Source organism: Kribbella sp. NPDC055110 (assembly GCF_053607525.1).
In genome coordinates this window covers 215,473-231,207 of record NZ_JBSGTS010000011.1, presented here as the reverse complement: position 1 = coordinate 231,207, position 15,735 = coordinate 215,473, and the positions used below count along the sequence as shown (strand labels likewise).

14 protein-coding genes are annotated in these 15,735 nt (G+C 68.5%); 8 read left to right on the top strand and 6 right to left on the bottom strand.

All coding sequences use genetic code 11. From position 1 onward, the window contains the following. Positions 1–13 precede the first annotated feature (13 nt). The gene (locus ACWF0M_RS19915) at positions 14–1,063 is read left to right on the top strand and encodes an aldo/keto reductase (RefSeq protein WP_452237163.1); all 1,050 of its coding nucleotides are present in this window, start codon (positions 14–16) and stop codon (positions 1,061–1,063) included. A 13-nt stretch (positions 1,064–1,076) separates the two neighbouring features. On the opposite strand, the gene ACWF0M_RS19910 is transcribed toward ACWF0M_RS19915, so the two are convergent. The 3 genes from ACWF0M_RS19910 to lpdA form a co-directional block, all read right to left on the bottom strand. After that, a complete protein-coding gene (locus tag ACWF0M_RS19910; RefSeq protein WP_452237162.1) occupies positions 1,077–1,964 on the bottom strand; it encodes a TIGR01777 family oxidoreductase in 888 nt (295 codons plus the stop codon). Positions 1,965–2,108: 144 nt separating this feature from the next. Further along, positions 2,109–3,962 carry a 2-oxoglutarate dehydrogenase, E2 component, dihydrolipoamide succinyltransferase gene (gene sucB / locus ACWF0M_RS19905; RefSeq protein ID WP_452237161.1) on the bottom strand — a complete coding sequence of 618 codons (1,854 nt, stop codon included), beginning with the start codon at positions 3,960–3,962 and terminating at the stop codon, positions 2,109–2,111. A gap of 154 nt (positions 3,963–4,116) precedes the next feature. Further along, positions 4,117–5,508: a dihydrolipoyl dehydrogenase gene (gene lpdA / locus ACWF0M_RS19900; protein WP_452237160.1), complete on the bottom strand. Its 1,392-nt coding sequence runs from the start codon at positions 5,506–5,508 to the stop codon at positions 4,117–4,119. 195 nt (positions 5,509–5,703) lie between these two features. Here lpdA and ACWF0M_RS19895 point away from each other — a divergent pair, with 195 nt between their 5' ends. Next, entirely contained in the window at positions 5,704–6,021 is a 318-nt protein-coding gene (locus ACWF0M_RS19895) for a hypothetical protein (RefSeq protein WP_131342419.1), read from the top strand. Between the two features lie 3 nt (positions 6,022–6,024). Here ACWF0M_RS19895 and ACWF0M_RS19890 read toward each other — a convergent pair whose 3' ends face one another. Beyond that, complete coding sequence (locus ACWF0M_RS19890; RefSeq protein ID WP_452237159.1) at positions 6,025–6,795, bottom strand: nitrilase-related carbon-nitrogen hydrolase; 771 nt, start codon at positions 6,793–6,795, stop codon at positions 6,025–6,027. Between the two features lie 29 nt (positions 6,796–6,824). Here ACWF0M_RS19890 and ACWF0M_RS19885 point away from each other — a divergent pair, with 29 nt between their 5' ends. After that, complete coding sequence (locus ACWF0M_RS19885; RefSeq protein WP_452237158.1) at positions 6,825–7,463, top strand: GntR family transcriptional regulator; 639 nt, start codon at positions 6,825–6,827, stop codon at positions 7,461–7,463. On the opposite strand, the gene ACWF0M_RS19880 is transcribed toward ACWF0M_RS19885, so the two are convergent. Further along, a complete protein-coding gene (locus ACWF0M_RS19880) occupies positions 7,450–8,751 on the bottom strand; it encodes an MFS transporter (protein WP_452237157.1) in 1,302 nt (433 codons plus the stop codon). The two genes, ACWF0M_RS19885 and ACWF0M_RS19880, sit on opposite strands and share 14 nt — an antisense overlap. Before the next feature lie 92 nt (positions 8,752–8,843). Between ACWF0M_RS19880 and ACWF0M_RS19875 the strand changes: the two genes are divergently transcribed. Both ACWF0M_RS19875 and ACWF0M_RS19870 read left to right on the top strand, forming a co-directional pair. After that, on the top strand, positions 8,844–9,515 hold the full coding sequence (locus ACWF0M_RS19875) for a DUF2848 domain-containing protein (RefSeq protein ID WP_452237156.1): 672 nt from the start codon (positions 8,844–8,846) through the stop codon (positions 9,513–9,515). Between the two features lies 1 nt (position 9,516). Further along, a complete protein-coding gene (locus tag ACWF0M_RS19870) occupies positions 9,517–9,846 on the top strand; it encodes a cupin domain-containing protein (RefSeq protein WP_452237155.1) in 330 nt (109 codons plus the stop codon). Here ACWF0M_RS19870 and ACWF0M_RS19865 read toward each other — a convergent pair. Further along, positions 9,835–11,340, bottom strand: coding sequence for a leucyl aminopeptidase (locus ACWF0M_RS19865; protein ID WP_452237154.1), 1,506 nt, complete (start codon positions 11,338–11,340; stop codon positions 9,835–9,837). The two genes, ACWF0M_RS19870 and ACWF0M_RS19865, sit on opposite strands and share 12 nt — an antisense overlap. A 97-nt stretch (positions 11,341–11,437) precedes the next feature. Between ACWF0M_RS19865 and gcvT the strand changes: the two genes are divergently transcribed. From gcvT to ACWF0M_RS19850, 3 genes are all read left to right on the top strand, one after another. After that, a complete protein-coding gene (gcvT, locus tag ACWF0M_RS19860) occupies positions 11,438–12,538 on the top strand; it encodes a glycine cleavage system aminomethyltransferase GcvT (RefSeq protein ID WP_452237153.1) in 1,101 nt (366 codons plus the stop codon). 351 nt (positions 12,539–12,889) lie between these two features. Continuing rightward, entirely contained in the window at positions 12,890–13,897 is a 1,008-nt protein-coding gene (locus ACWF0M_RS19855; protein ID WP_452237152.1) for an ABC transporter permease, read from the top strand. Positions 13,898–13,938: 41 nt separating this feature from the next. Beyond that, positions 13,939–15,696 (top strand): ABC transporter substrate-binding protein, encoded by a 1,758-nt coding sequence (locus ACWF0M_RS19850; RefSeq protein ID WP_452237151.1) that lies wholly within the window; start codon positions 13,939–13,941, stop codon positions 15,694–15,696. Positions 15,697–15,735: the final 39 nt, after the last annotated feature.

The window sequence follows — 15,735 nt, the reverse complement described above, 5'->3', positions numbered from 1 at the left end:
CTTAAGGAGCATCATGCAATACATCAAGCTCGGCACCACCGGCCTCGACGTGTCACCGATCGCGATCGGCGCGATGACGTACGGCGAACCCGACCGCGGCCATCCCGTCTGGTCGAAGGGCGAGGAGGCGGCGCGGCCGCTGATCCGGCACGCGCTGGATGCGGGCATCAACTTCTTCGACACCGCGAACATGTACTCGAACGGGTCCAGTGAGGAGATCCTCGGTCGCGCGCTCCGGGACCACGCCGACCGCGACGGCGTCGTGATCGCGACCAAGCTCCGGCACCCGATGCGGCTCGGCCCGAACGGCCGCGGCCTGTCGCGCAAGGCGGTGATGACCGAGGTCGACCACTCGCTGCGCCGACTCGGCACCGACTACATCGACCTCTACCAGATCCACCGCAACGATCACGCGACTCCGTGGGAGGAGACGCTCGAGGCACTCAGCGATCTCGTCAAGGTCGGCAAGGTCCGGTACCTCGGCGCCTCGTCGATGCACGCCTGGGAGTTCGCCAAGGCGCTCAACCTGCAGCAACAGAACGGCTGGGCGCGATTCGTGTCGATGCAGGACCACTACAACCTGCTCGCTCGTGAGGAAGAGCGGGAGATGATCCCGCTGTGCCTGGACGAAGGTGTCGGCACGATCGTCTGGTCGCCGCTGGCTCGCGGCAGGCTCGGCCGGAGCTGGGGCGACGCCAGGTCAACGGCTCGCTCCGAGACCGACGGCGCCTACGCGGACCTGCTCTACTCGCCGGAGCAGGAGGCCTCCAACCGCGCGATCATCGAGGCGGTCGGAGAGGTCGCGCAAGAGCACGGCGTCAGCCGTGCGCAGATCGCGCTCGCATGGCTGCGCCTCCAGCCGGTTGTGACCGCACCGCTGGTCGGCGCCGGCTCGATTCAGCAGATCGACGACGCCGTGGCATCGCTGGAGGTCGAGCTCACCGACGACGACGTCCGTGCATTGGAGGTTCCGTACACGCCGCGGTACGACTGGCAGGGCATCTCCGACGAGGCCGAGATGGAGGCCATCCGCAAGCGAGTCCCTGGAATGGCGCTGGTGTGAATCGCAGTGCGGGCTAGGCGAGGGCGGCGGAGATTGCGGTGGTGATGGTGGGGTGGTGGAAGGTGAAGCCGGTGGATTGGAGGCGGGTTGGGAGGGCTCGTTTGCTGCCCAGGAGTTCCCAGGCGAACTCGCCAAGGGCGGCCTTCATGAGGAATGCGGGCACCGGCACGGCGGAGGGGCGGTGGAGGGCGGTTGCGAGGGCCTCGGTCAGTTCGAGGTTCGTGGCCGGTGTCGGCAAGGAGACGTTCACCGGGCCGCTCACGCTGTCGTTCTCGGCGACGTGCCGGACGGCGCGGATCCAGTCGGTGAGGGAGACCACCGGGAAGTACTGGGTTCCCGGCCCGAGGCGGCCGCCGAGGCCGATGCGGAAAGGGAGCGAGAGGAGCTGGAACGCCGGGGCCTTGCGGTCGAGTACGACGCCGGTGCGCAGCGAGGCGACCCGGCTGCCTGCTGCGCGGGCGGGCTCGAGCGCGCCTTCCCACAGCCGTACGACGTCGGCCAGGAAGCCCTCGCCGAGCTCGGAGTCCTCGGTCAGGATGTGATCGCCGAGGTCGGTGCCGTAGCCGCCGATCCCGCTCTGCGTGATCAGCACCGGCCGGCGGTCGAGCTGGGTTGCCACCGCGGCCAGGGTCGCGGTCGTCGCGACGCGGCTCTCCCGGATCTTCAGGCGGTACGTCGGTGTCCACGGGCGGCCGATGTTCGCGCCGGCCAGGTTGACCAGTACGTCGGGATCACCCAGGGCGGCCGGGTCGAGATCGCCCCGGGCGGGGTCCCAGCGCACCTCGTCCGGCGTCGACGGCGTACGGCGTACCAGTCGGAGGACCTGGTGGCCGTTGGCAACCAAGTCGCGGGCGAGGGCCTTGCCGAGGAAGCCGGAGGCGCCGGCCAGCACGTACTTCATCCGTTCTGCTCCTTCTCGGGTCACGACCGCGGCATCAAGACAATCGGATCAAAGACAACCGGATCAAAGACAACCGGTTCAAAGACAACGGCGCCGGTGGCCGCCTCCGGGGAGACAGGCACCGGCGCCGGGTGTCCGTTCGGATCAGACGTCGAACTGGGCCTCTTCGAGGCGCTGCTTGACCGCCGTCAGGTAGCGGGCCGCGTCGGCGCCGTCGACCAGGCGGTGGTCGTAGGTCAGCGCCAGGTACACCATCTGCCGGATCGCGATCGTCTCGCCGAGCTCGGGGTGGGTGATGACCACCGGGCGCTTCACCACCGCGCCGGTCCCGAGCATGCCGACCTGCGGCTGGTTCAGGATCGGGGTGTCGAACAGCGCGCCCCGGCTACCGGTGTTGGTGATGGTGAACGTGCCGCCCGCCATCTCGTCCGGCAGCACCTTGTTGTTGCGGGTGCGGTCGGCGAGGTCGGCGATCTTCTTCGCCAGGCCGGCGATGTTCAGGTCGCCGGCGTTGTGTACGACGGGGACCATCAGGCCGCGCTCCACGTCCACCGCGATGCCGAGGTGCTCGGCCGCGTGGTACGTGATCTCGCCCTTCTCCTCGTCGATCGAGGCGTTGAGCTTCGGGTACTGCTTCAGCGCGTCCACCGCGGCGAGCGCGAAGAACGGGAGGAAGGACAGCTTGACGCCCTCGCGGGCCTCGAACTCGGCCTTCTTCTTGTTCCGCAGCTTCGAGATCTCGGTGACGTCGACCTCGACGACCGTGGTCAGCTGGGCCGAGACCTTCAGGCTGTTGACCATGTGGGCCGCGATCGCCTTGCGGATCCGGCTCATCTTCTCGGTGGTGCCGCGCAGCGGGCTGACGACCGGGGCCTTCGCTGCTGCGGCAGGGGCCGCGGCCTGGGCTGCCGGAGCGGGTGCTGCCGCGGCTGCCTTCTTGGCCTCGGCGGCGGTGATGACGTCCTGCTTGCGGATACGGCCGCCAACGCCGGTGCCCTGTACGGCGTTCAGGTCGACGTCGTGCTCCGCCGCGAGCTTTCGGACCAGCGGGGTGACGTAGTTCGAGCTGTCGGAAGAGCCGTTCGGAGACACCGCAGGAGCCGGGGCTGCCGCGGGAGCCGGCGCAGCCGCGGCCGGAGCCGCCTGCGGCGCACGAGCCTGAGCAACCGGAGCCTGAGCAGCCGGAGCCTGAGTAGCCGGGGCCTGAGCAACCGGAGCCTGAGCTGCCGGAGCCGGGGCGGGAGCAGCAGCCGGGGCCGGAGCTGCGGCAGGAGCCGGGGCGGGAGCAGCAGGAGCCGGAGCCGCGGCGGGAGCCGAATCGGCGGGGGCGGCTGCGCCGGAGCCGACGATGGCGAGTTCGGCGCCGACCTCGACGGTTTCGTCCTCGGCGACCTTGATCTCCAGGAGCTTGCCGGCGATCGGGCTCGGGATCTCGGTGTCGACCTTGTCGGTGGAGACCTCGAGGAGCGGCTCGTCGACGGCCACGTCGTCGCCGACCTGCTTCAGCCAGCGGGTGACGGTTCCCTCGGTCACGCTCTCACCCAGCGCGGGCAGCGTCACCGACGTACCGGAAGCACCAGCAGCCGGCGCGGCCTCGGCCGCAGCAGGAGCCTCAGCAACGGGAGCAGGCGCCGGAGCAGGCGCGGCGGCCGGAGCCTCGGCAACCGGAGCCGGAGCGGACTCGACCGGAGCAGGAGCAGCGGCCGGCGCGGGGTCTGCCGCGGGCTCGGCGGGGGCCGACGGAGCGGAGCCGGCCTCGCCGGCGTCGCCGATCACGGCGAGTTCGGCGCCGACCTCGACGGTCTCGTCCTCGGCGGCCTTGATCTCGAGAAGGGTGCCGGCGACGGGGCTCGGGATTTCGGTGTCGACCTTGTCGGTCGAGACCTCCAGCAGGGGTTCGTCCACGGCAACCGTGTCACCGACCTGCTTGAGCCAGCGGGTGACGGTTCCTTCGGTGACGCTCTCCCCGAGGGCCGGCAGGGATACAGAGGTCGGCATGACGGTCGTTGCTCCTTCGTCTGATCGGTCGAGTGTCAGCCTACGGTGCCGCCGGAGCGGTCGGGATCCGGGTCACGGGCATCCTTCACGCTCCTGCAGCTCCAACTTACTGGGACGGTCCAGCAGGTTGGAGGGTGTCTTGGGAGACACCCTCTCAGTCATGGAAGTGCAAAGGTTTCCCGGCGAGTGCGAGGTGGGCCTCGCCGAGGGCTTCGTTCTGGGTCGGGTGCGCGTGGATCAGCGGTGCGACGTCGGCCGGGTACGCCTCCCAGTTGTAGATCAGCTGCGCCTCGCCGATCAGTTCGCCGACGCGCGAGCCGACCATGTGCAGCCCGACGACCGCGCCGTCGCGAGCGCGGACCAGCTTCACGAAGCCGGCAGTCTTGAGGATCTGCGACTTGCCGTTCCCGCCGAGGTTGTAGTTCAGGATCTCCACCTCGCCGTAGCGAGCGCGGGCCTGCTCCTCGGTCAGCCCGACCGACGCGACCTCGGGCTCGGAGTACGTGACGCGCGGGATGCCGGCCTCGTCGATCGGCGTCGGCGCGAGGCCCGCGAGGTGCTCGGCGACGAAGATGCCCTGCTGGAACCCGCGGTGCGCAAGCTGCAGCCCCGGCACGATGTCGCCGACGGCGTACACGCCCGGCACGCTGGTCTGCAGCGTCGAGTCGACGGTGACGAACCCGCGGTCGAGCGCGACGCCGACCTCTTCATACCCAAGGCCCGTGGTGTTGGGTCCCCGGCCGACGGCGACCAGCAGTACCTCGGCCTCGATCACCTCGCCACCGGCGACAGTCACCTGTACGCCGGAATCGGTCACCGCGACCGACTCGAACGCCGTACCGGTCTTGAACGCGATCTTCCGCTTCCGGAACGCGCGCTCCAAAGTCTTCGAGCAGTCCGCGTCCTCGGCCGGGACCAGCCGCGGCAATGCTTCGACGATCGTCACGCGGGTCCCGAACGACGTCCACGCGGACGCGAACTCGACGCCGATCACGCCGCCGCCGAGGATCACCGCGGACTCCGGGACCCGGTCGAGCGTGAGCGCGTGCTCGCTGGCGATCACTCGGTGCCCGTCGAGCTCGAGACCGGGCAGCGAACGGGAGTAGGAGCCGGAGGCAAGGATGACGTTGCGGCCGGTGTACGTCGTGTCGCCGACCTGGACCGTGGTGGGCGAGGTCAGCCGCCCCTCGCCCTCGATCACGGTGATGCCGCGGGCCTTCAACTGGCCCTGCAGTCCCTTGAACAGCCGGTCGACGACGCCGTCCTTGTACTTGTTCACGCCGCCCATGTCGACGCCCTCGAGCGTCGTCCGGACTCCGAACTGCTCGCCGTCGCGGGCCGAGTCGGCCACCTCCGCGGCGTGCAGCAGCGCCTTCGTCGGGATGCACCCGCGGTGCAGACAGGTTCCGCCGACCTTGTCCTTCTCCACCAGCGCCACGGACAGGCCGAGGGTCGCCGCGCGCAGCCCGGCGGCGTAGCCACCGCTGCCTCCACCGAGAATCACCAGGTCGTACGTCGTACCAGTTTCAGTACCGCTGTCAGTCACAGGTTCCTCCGTGGGTCCAAGGCCGTGGATCTGGTCGGGGGCGGTCCCGGATCGCGGTCCCGGCCCGGCGTCATCTTGTCACCGATCACGCCCGGATCCATCCCCGGGCCGCTCGTGGCGGGCGGGCCGGGAGCGGCTGGAACCGTTATCCAGGATTTCGGCACGGACTTGCACAGATAGTGGACACTTACTCCCATGAAGTGGTTCGGTCGCCGGCAGAAGGCCGGAACGATGCGCCGGTCGGACACTCCCGACCAGGCGCACCTGCGTGAGTTCGCCCAGACCCGCCAGGGCGTCGAGGGGTTCGTCGAGCCGCGGACGGCGGTCACGGAGTACACGATGGTGCTGGTCGCGCTCGACGGTGAGTGGACCCGCCGCCGGGTCCCGTCGGTCAAGTGGGCGCACGATTTCGCGAACAAGCTCGGCATCCCGTCGTACGACGCGGCCGTGGTCGGCTACCCGCCCCGGATGCGCGAGTACAACGCCCGTATGAAGAAGAACGGTCTCGCGTAAGCGTCAGAGGATCGGGACTCGCGCACGGACTGCTGCGACGACCGACAGCTCGACTACAGCGTGCAACGTCTCGGCGCCGGCGCCGAGCCTGGTGTGGGTCTGACCCAGGGGAGTGGTCAGGCTGCTGCGCCCGATCCCCAGCGGATCCGTGCCGACCGGCGGCACATACGCCTGGTCGCACGCCAGCAACCACGCCTGAGCGTCCGCGGCGCGAGCCCGCGTCAGCAGATCCCACTGTTCTTCTTTACCCGGCCCCGCACCCCAAGACGCCGGTACGACGATCAGCTCCGCCCCGAGCCGCCCGAGCGCGGTGAACTGGTCGGCGAACCGCAGGTCGTAGCAGGTCGCCAGCCCGATCGTCACGTCCCGCCACCCGAACGTGACGAGCTCGTTGCCCGGAGCAACTGTGTCCGATTCGCGCGACCCGAAAGCGTCGTACAGATGGATCTTCCGGTACGACGTTTCCACGCCGGGTCCCGTGACGAGGAGCGTGTTGTGCGCCCGTCCGTCCTCCGACGGCTCGAACAGGCCGGCCACCACCACGACCCCGGCGTCCGCCGCGACCTTCCGCAGACCGGTGGCGAACGGTCCGTCCAACGGCTCGGCGATCGAGCGCAGGTCGGTCCCGAAGCAGGCCGACGTGGCTTCGGGGAGAATGACCAACTCGGCTCCTCCGGCAGCCGCCTGCCGGACGGCGCCGGTCGCCGCGGCCAGGTTGGCAACCGGGTCTGGTCCGCTGCTGATCTGGGCCGCGGCCACGTGCAGGGCTGTCATCAGAACCTCCGAAGCTGTATACATTGAGTATGCAATTGAGTGGGGACTCCGGCCGTGATCGTGCCTATCAATACCTGCGGGGGACCGTACTGAGCGACCCGGCCGTGTCGGGGACGTTCATCAACGAGCAGGTCGTCGCGACCGAGGTCGGCATCTCCCGTACGCCGGTCCGCGAGGCGTTGCTGATGCTCGCCGCCGAAGACCTCGTCCAGCTCGTGCCGCATCGCGGTGCCTTCGTCGCGCCGCTGCCCGGCCGCGAGATCGCCGAGCTGATGCAGGCCCGCGGCGTGATCGAGTGCTGGGCCGCGTCGACTTCTCTTGCGGACGGCGCGGCCCCGGTCGAGGCGATGACGAGCGTCCTCGAGCAGCAGCGGGCGATCGTCGAACAAGGCGACGCGAAGGCGTTCATCGAGCTGGACAGCCAGTTCCACGCGCTCCTCGTCGCGGCCGGCGGCAACTCGGTGCTCGGCCGGCTGTACGAGAACCTGCGGTCCAAGCATGTGCTCCTCGGCGTCGTCGCCTTGCAGCGCAGCGCCACCCGAAGGCAGGACGTTCTCGCCGAGCACCAGGCCATCGTCGACGGCCTGGCCGGCGGCGATCCGGCCGCGGCCGAGAAGGCGATCCTCAGCCATCTCGGCACGACCGGCTCGATCCTCATGCAGGGCTGACGGCAAGGGACTCCTCCTGCACGGCCCGGCCGAGGCGAAGGCCGACGAGGGTGATCGAGCACGCCACAATGATGTACGCCGCGATGACGTAGCCCGTGCCCGCCTTGGCGAGGAAGTACGTGAACGCCAGCGGCGCCAGCGCACCGCCGATCACACCGGCGAACGTGTAGGCCAGCGAGCTCCCCGTGTATCGCAGCCGCGCGGTGAACTGCTCCGACACGAACGCGGCCTGCGGCCCGTACATGAGCGAGTGGAACACCAGCCCGATCACCACACCGGGCAACACGGTCGCCAGGGATGACGCCATCGCGAAGAACACCACGCTCCACACGGCTCCTCCGACCGCACCGATCGCGTAGATCGTGCGACGCCCGTACCTGTCCGAAAGCCAACCGGACCAGGGAATCATCACGACCTGCAAGGCGGAACCCACGAGTACGGCGGTCACTGCCTCGCCGCGACTCATGCCCAGCTCCTTGGTCGCGTACGTGAGAACGAATACCGCGAACATCGCATAGAGCACGTCCGGCCCCACCCGAGCCAGGATCGCCGCAATTAGCGGCCGCCGCTGCGTCCGGAGCACCTCGGACACCGGAGCGGTCGGCCGATCGCCCCGCGCCTCCAGCTCGCGGAAAACCGGCGTTTCCTCCAGCCTGGAACGGATCAGCAGACCGAAGGCGACCAGTACGGCGGACAGGAGGAAGGCGACCCGCCAACCCCAGCTGAGGAACGCGTCCTCGGACAACGCACCGGCCAGAACAGCCAGCACACCGTTCGCCAGCAGCGTCCCGAGCGGCGGCCCGACCTGCGCCGCTGAAGCCCAGAAGCCCCGCTGCCCGGCCTCGCTGAACTCGCTGCTGAGCAGCACGGCTCCACCCCACTCGCCACCCACACCAACGCCCTGTGCGAAACGGAGTACGACCAGCAGCGTCGGCGCCAACGCGCCGGCTTGGGCGTGCGTCGGCAGCAGACCGATGCAGAACGTGGCCACGCCGATCAGCAGCAGGGTCGCTACCAATACGCGTTTGCGGCCGATCACGTCGCCGAGCCGGCCGAAGAAGATGCCGCCGAGCGGGCGCGCGACGTACCCGACGGCGTACGTCGCGAACGCCTGCAGTGTCCCGGTCAGCGGATCGCTGCCGGGGAAGAACAGGTCGCCGAAGACGAGGGCGGCGGCCGAGCTGTAGACGGCGAAGTCGTACCACTCCAGCGAGGTGCCGGACAGGCTCGCGGCGAAGGCTTTGTACAGACCGCGGCGATCGGGGGGAGCGGGCGGGGCGCTGGACATCAGGGTGGACCTCCTTGAGGGAATGCCCCATACTCGTTGTATACGACGTGTTCACGCAAGCACTGATTCGAGAAAAGTTCTGGAGGAACCTGATGACGATGCGGTTCACCCTGCCCGACGGGACTGAGCGGGCGATCACGGTCCGCTACGCGTTGAACGCGGGCTACGCCGGCCGCGACACCGCGCAGGTCCAGCATCACGTGGACGAGCTGGCCGACCTCGGCGTACCGGCTCCGCGCCGCATCCCGACGCTGTACCCGCTGTCCGCGTCACTGGTCGGGCGGCCGGACGTCGTCCAGGTCGCCCACGCCAAGACGTCGGGTGAGGCGGAGTGGGCGCTGGTGGTCGGCGAGGACGAGGTCCTGCTCACGGCCGCGTGCGATCACACCGACCGGGCGCTCGAGGTGCACGGTGTTGCCTGGAGCAAGCAATCCGCGCCGGACCTGCTCGGTGATGTCGCCTGGCCGCTGACGGAGATCGAGGACGAACTCGACCGGTTCACCTTGAAGGCCTGGGTCCGCCACGGCGACACAGAGCAGTTGATCCAGGACGGCACGCTCGCCCAGCTGCTGCCGCCGTCGTACTGGCTGAAGGAACTCGGCGACCGCCTGGTCCCGGGGACCGTGCTGCTCAGTGGCACGATCCCGATGATCCCGGGCGTCGACCAGTTCGCCGACGCCTGGCGGGTCGAGCTGACGGACCCGCGCGGCCTCACGAGCCGCGTCGTTTACTCGATCGAGCAGCTCGCACCGGCCTGGGACTGACATGAAGGACCAAAAGGAGTTCTTCGCCACCGATGCCCTCGCGTGGACCGACGCCGGCGGCGGGATCACGCAGAAGGTGCTCAGTGAAGACGCCGACGGCACGCTGACGAGGCTTGCCCGCTGGGCACCCGGTACGGCGTCCGGCACCGAGGTCATCCGGCACGAGTACGTCGAGGAGGTCTATCTGCTCGAGGGTGAGCTGACCGATCTCACCCTCGGCCAGACGTTCGGCCCCGGCGACTACGCCTGCCGGCCGCCGGGGATGCCGCACGGTCCCTACGTGACGGGGACCGGCTGCATCATGCTGGAGATTCGCTACTCAGGTCGCTGAGGCGGCGAGTTCCACCAGCGTGCGGACGGCGTACCCGGTGCCGCCGGTGGGGGTGTAGCCGGACGGGCCGCCGTCGTTGAAGGCGGGGCCGGCGACATCCAGGTGGACCCAGTCGATGCCGTCAGCAACGAAGTCGCCGAGGAAGGCGGCCGCCGCGAGGGCGCCGCCCCACGGCTCGCCGGTGATGTTGGCCAGGTCGGCGACCTTGGAGTGCGACTTCAGCTTGTCGAGCATCTCGGTCGGGATCGGCAGCGGCCACATCGACTCGCCGGCCGCGATCGCCGCGTCGACGACCCGGTCGCGGGCCGTGTCGGCGTTCCCGAACGCGCCCGCCACCTTGGTGCCCAGGGCAACGACACACGCTCCGGTCAGGGTGGCCACGTCGATGATCAGGTCGGGCTGGTCGGCGGAGGCCCGGACGAGTGCGTCACCGAGCACCAGACGACCCTCGGCGTCGGTGTTCAGCACCTCGACGGTCTTGCCGCCGTACATTGTCAGTACGTCGGAGGGCCGGGCCGCCGAACCGGACGGCATGTTCTCGGCCATCGCGGCGTACGTCGTCACCTGGACGGGCAGGCCGAGCCGGGCGATGGCGATCGTCGCGCCGATCACCGCGGCGGCGCCGGCCATGTCGGACTTCATGCTCACCATGCCGGTCGACGTCTTCAGCGACAGGCCGCCGGAGTCGAACGTGATGCCCTTGCCGACGAACGCCAGGTGCGTGACCGGCTTCTTCGGCGTGTAGCTCAGACGGACCAGCCGCGGCGGGTTGCTCGAGCCCTGGCCGACGCCGAGGATGCCGCCGTACCCGCCCTTGGCGAGCGCCTTCTCGTCGAGCACCTCGACCTTGACGCCGTACTCCTTGCCGAGCTTGACCGCGTCGGCCGCGAACTCGGCCGGGTGCAGGTCCGACGGCGGCGTGTTCACCCAGTCCCGCACCTGCGCGACGGCGTCCGCGGTGACCTGGGCGCGCTCGAGGGCGGCCTTGGCGTCCTTGTTCCGGGCCAGGTCGGTCAGCACGATCAGGTTGCCGGGCGCTTCGTTCGCGGCGTCCGACGACTTGTACGCCGTGAACGCGTACCGACCCATCAGCGCGCCCTCGGCGACCGCGCGCACGCACTCAGCGTCCGGCGCCGGCAAAGCGAACGCGACCGACTGCGTGATCTTGGCCGCCCGCACCCCGGTGCCGGCCGCGGCCCGCAGGTCCTCGGTCTTCAGCACACCGTCGGGCGCCGCACCCAGACCCACCGCGATCAGCGTCGCGGACTTGCCCGGCTTGCCGAGCAGCGGCCCGGGCACCTTCGTCACCTCGCCGGCCTTGCCGGTGGCGCCGAGACCGGACAGCACCTCCACCAGCTTCCCGCCGTACGCGGCGTTCAGCGACTCGGTGCCGGCCGGCAGGGTGACGCCGCCGCCGAGTTTGACCACGCCGATGACTACGGCGTCGCTCTTGACGCCGGCGGCATCTGACTTGCTCAGGGTGATGGTGGTCACGAAATCCTCAGTCCTCCTTGACCGGCGGGCAGATGGCCGGTCGTCACGGTACGTGCGTGCTGCCTGAGCATGCTACGCGTCGGGTAGTTTCCCCTCCATGACCCAGTCTCCTGATCTGAAGAAGTCGCCACTGCACGAGCGCCACGTCGCGCTCGGCGCCAAGTTCGCCGAGTTCGGCGGCTGGGAGATGCCCCTGGAGTATTCCGGTGTCGTGGCCGAACACACCGCTGTCCGTACGTCGGTCGGTGTCTTCGACGTCAGCCACCTCGGTAAGGCGACGGTCAAGGGTCCGGGCGCTGCGGCGTACGTGAACGCGTGCCTGACCAACGACCTCGGCAAGATCGCGCCCGGTCAGGCGCAGTACACCCTGTGCTGCAACGAGAACGGGGGAGTGGTCGACGACCTGATCGCCTACCTGAACGCCGACGACGACGTGTTCCTGATCCCGAACGCGGCGAACACCGCCGAGGTGGTCCGGCTGCTCCAGGCCGACGCACCCGACGGCGTCGAGGTGACCAGCGTCCACGACGACTACGCGATCCTTGCGGTGCAGGGCGCGAACAGCGACGAGGTGGTGTCCGCGATCGGTCTCCCGACGGGCCACGACTACATGTCCTTCGCCACGGCCGATTTCGGCGGTACGCCGGTGGTCGTCTGCCGCACCGGCTATACGGGCGAGCGCGGGTTCGAACTCGTCGTACCGAACGCCGCCGCGGTGGCCGTCTTCGATGCGCTGCTGACGGCCGGCGAGCAGTACGGCATCGTCCCGGCCGGACTGGGCGCGCGGGACACGCTGCGGACCGAGATGGGATACCCGCTGCACGGCCAGGACATCTCGCCGGACATCACGCCCGTCCAGGCACGGTCCGGCTGGGCCGTCGGCTGGAAGAAGGAGCACTTCTGGGGCGACGCGGCCCTGCGCGCCGAGAAGGAACAGGGACCGACCCGGATCCTGCGCGGCCTGCGTGCCGTCGGGCGGGGTATTCCGCGGCCGCACATGTCGGTTCTGGATCAATCCGGAGCGGCACTCGGTGAAGTCACCTCCGGAACGTTCTCGCCGACGCTGAAGAAAGGCATTGCGTTGGCACTGCTGGACGCGTCGGTGAAAGAAGGCGATCAGGTAACCGTCGACATCCGAGGTCGCGGGGAAACCTTCGACGTCGTCAAACCGCCCTTCGTGACGGTGCACGTGCGCTGACAGCGGTCCGCGACTACGGCACTCGAAATGTTACATTCTGTAATATCCTGGCACAAATTGGACACTGTCGGTGTTGTGCCGACGCGCTTTGCGAAGGATTGACTGCGAACGGTGACGAAATGGGGCAAATGTTCCGTTCACCTACCGGTTCCGGTAACGATTTGTGCACTGCTGCCGGGCACTGCTGGTTTGGTGTCACGGTGTCGGGCAGGCTAGCGCGCGGCTACGGCGGAACCCCCTGTCAAGGGAATTTGACGCCAGCCCGCAAGAGAGCAAAGGTCGGCACGCCATCCACCGATATGTGCCGGATCCGCGGACCGAAATCCGGTCGACTGAACTGACGGAGTGCGAATGAGTATTGGGTCGCCCGACTCGACCGTAGGGGTCGAAGAACACCCGGCCTCGGCGGAGCCGATCCGCACGGCCGCCACTCCGCACGGCAAGTCGCCGAGCCGGATCGCCTTCGACCGGCTCCGCAAGGACAAGGTCGCGGTGATCTGCGCGTCGATCGTGCTGTTCTTCGTCCTGATCGCGGTGTTCGCGCCGCTGCTGGCCAAGCTCGAGGGTCAGGACATCGGCACCTTCAACACCCGGCAGATCGACGAGTTCGGCTACCCGACGATCGGCATCACCTCCGACCACTGGTTCGGCATCGAGCCGAAGACCGGCCGGGACAACTTCGCCCGCTGGGTGTACGGCGCCCGCCCGTCGCTGATCATCGCGTTCCTGGCGACCGTGGTCGGCACCGCGATCGGCGTCGTGATGGGTCTGCTGGCCGGCTTCCTCGGCGGCTGGGTGGACCGGGTCATCTCCTGGCTGATCGACTTCGTGCTCAGCCTGCCGTTCCTGCTCTTCGCGATCGCCCTGGTCCCGATCGTCGAGTCGCTGCGCGGCGGCTCGTTCAACCTGACGCCGGAAGACCAGGCGAACATCCGGTTCTACGTGCTGATCTTCGTCCTCGCGTTCTTCGGCTGGGCGGGCCTGGCCCGCATCATCCGCGGCGAGGTGCTCTCGCTGCGCGAGCGCGAGTTCGTGCTCGCCGCCAAGGCGATCGGCGTGCCGACCTGGCAGGTCCTGTTCAAGGAACTGCTGCCCAACCTGGTCGCCCCGATCGTGATCTCGGCCTCGCTGGCAGTCCCCGCGTACGTGACCGCGGAGGCCGGACTCTCGTTCCTCGGTGTCGGACTGGTCGAACCGAAGCCCTCCTGGGGCCAGACGATCGCCGTCGCCACCAACTGGTACAAGGCCGACCCGCTCTACCTGTGGCTGCCGGTCATCGGGATCACCGCTCTGGTGCTCGCGCTGGCCCTGCTCGGAGACGCGATCCGCGACGCCTTCGACCCCAAGACTCGCCGGTAGTACGGCGATTGCCCCAGCGGCAGAAAAGGAGAAACCCGATCATGCAGTGGAAACGGATAACCGCAGTCGCGGCGACGGTCATGTTGACCGCCGTGGCCTGTGGCAGCCCGTCCTCGAACGGCGGCAACAAGGGCGGCACGGACGCGGTGGGGGGCGCTCAGGTCAAAGCGACGGACCCCACTGCCAAAGGCCCGGCCGCTGACGTCCAGGGTGCGAAGAAGGGCGGGACGATCACCGTCCTGTCCGACGTGACGCCGTCCGGCTTCGACCCGACCGACACGTACTACGTGGACGGTAACGCGATCGAGAAGCTCTACTTCCGCTCGCTGACCCAGTTCCGCCTCGACGGCCCGGACCACAAGCCGGTCCTGGTACCGGACCTGGCCGAGGATCTCGGGACCAAGTCCGACGACGGCCTGACCTGGACCTTCAAGCTCAAGCAGGGCATCAAGTACCAGGACGGTACGCCGGTCAAGGCCGAGGACTACGCGTACGCGATCAAGCGGTCCTTCGCGCACACGCTGTACGAGAACGGCCCGACGTACCAGATGGACTACTTCCTGGACGGCAAGACCTACAAGGGTCCGTACGTCGCCGGCGGTGACGTCTACAAGGGCGTCGAGACGCCGGACGACCACACCCTGGTCATCAAGCTCGCGAAGAAGTTCGACGACATGCCGTTCTACGCGGCGTTCCCGCTGTTCGCGCCGATGCCGAAGGCGAAGGACACGCAGAAGAACTACGAGCAGCACCCGATGTCGACCGGCCCGTACATGGTCCAGTCGTACAACCCGGGCAGCGAGCTCAAGCTGGTGAAGAACCCGCAGTGGGACCCGAACACCGACCCGGTGCGGCACCAGTACGTCGACGCGTTCGACTTCAAGTTCGGTCAGGACACCATCAAGGCCCAGCGCCAGGTGCTGGTCAGCTCCGGCCCGGACGCGAACGCGGTGAACTACTCGAACCTGGACGCCACGCTGCTGCCCGAGGTCAAGGACCAGGCGCAGCTGATCACCGGCCAGTCGCCGTGCACGAACATGTACACGATGGACACCCAGAAGATCCCGCTGGACGTCCGTAAGCTGATCGCCAAGTCGTACCCGTACAACTCGTGGCGCAAGATCGCCGGTCTGACCCCGACCACCGACCCGGCAGCCTCGACGATCCTGCCGCCGGCTGTCCCGGGCTACGAGAAGTACGAGCTGCCGGGCCTGAACGGCACCGGTGACGGCGCCGAGGACGACGCGGTCGCCAAGGAGGTCAAGGACGAGCTGGCCAAGATCGGCAAGTCGAACTTCGAGCTCAGCTGGTACTACTCGATCGACGACAAGATCTCGACCCAGGCCAACCAGCTGCGCAAGCAGGTCTTCGAGAAGGCCGGCTTCAAGGTCAAGGCGATCGGTGTGCCGAAGGCGAACATCCGCAAGTTCACCGGTGCGCCGGACGCCCCGGTGAACATCGGCCGGACCCCGGCCGGCTGGTGCTCCGACTGGCCGAGCGCCACCAGCTGGTTCCCGGTGCTGTTCACCACCTCGGCGGTCGAGGCGGGCAACAGCGTCGGTCAGCTGAAGGAGCCGGCGCTGGACGCCGAGATCGAGGCCGTCCAGGCCAAGACTCCGGACGAGCAGCTGAAGGAGTGGCCGAAGATCGACAAGGAGATCCTGGAGAAGTACCTCCCGGTCCTGCCGCTCTACTACAGCTCGAGCAACATGCCGGTCGGAAAGAACATCGGCGGTGCGGTGAACGACCCGACCCAGGGTGTGTTCGAGTTCACCTCGATGTTCCTGAAGCAGCCCTGACCGACGTCCGTCTGAAGCAGTACTGATCCACTGAAAGTG

Bases quoted from the DNA above. Each gene is read 5' to 3' on its own strand.
- ACWF0M_RS19875 (WP_452237156.1), top strand. From the start codon at position 8,844: ATGACGATGCGGTTCACCCTGCCCGACGGGACTGAGCGGGCGATCACG.
- ACWF0M_RS19850 (WP_452237151.1), top strand. From the start codon at position 13,939: ATGCAGTGGAAACGGATAACCGCAGTCGCGGCGACGGTCATGTTGACC.
- ACWF0M_RS19910 (WP_452237162.1), bottom strand. From the start codon at position 1,964: ATGAAGTACGTGCTGGCCGGCGCCTCCGGCTTCCTCGGCAAGGCCCTC.
- sucB (WP_452237161.1), bottom strand. From the start codon at position 3,962: ATGCCGACCTCTGTATCCCTGCCGGCCCTCGGGGAGAGCGTCACCGAA.
- ACWF0M_RS19855 (WP_452237152.1), top strand. From the start codon at position 12,890: ATGAGTATTGGGTCGCCCGACTCGACCGTAGGGGTCGAAGAACACCCG.
- ACWF0M_RS19915 (WP_452237163.1), top strand. From the start codon at position 14: ATGCAATACATCAAGCTCGGCACCACCGGCCTCGACGTGTCACCGATC.
- ACWF0M_RS19890 (WP_452237159.1), bottom strand. From the start codon at position 6,795: ATGACAGCCCTGCACGTGGCCGCGGCCCAGATCAGCAGCGGACCAGAC.
- ACWF0M_RS19880 (WP_452237157.1), bottom strand. From the start codon at position 8,751: ATGTCCAGCGCCCCGCCCGCTCCCCCCGATCGCCGCGGTCTGTACAAA.
- ACWF0M_RS19895 (WP_131342419.1), top strand. From the start codon at position 5,704: ATGAAGTGGTTCGGTCGCCGGCAGAAGGCCGGAACGATGCGCCGGTCG.
- ACWF0M_RS19870 (WP_452237155.1), top strand. From the start codon at position 9,517: ATGAAGGACCAAAAGGAGTTCTTCGCCACCGATGCCCTCGCGTGGACC.
- gcvT (WP_452237153.1), top strand. From the start codon at position 11,438: ATGACCCAGTCTCCTGATCTGAAGAAGTCGCCACTGCACGAGCGCCAC.
- ACWF0M_RS19885 (WP_452237158.1), top strand. From the start codon at position 6,825: ATGCAATTGAGTGGGGACTCCGGCCGTGATCGTGCCTATCAATACCTG.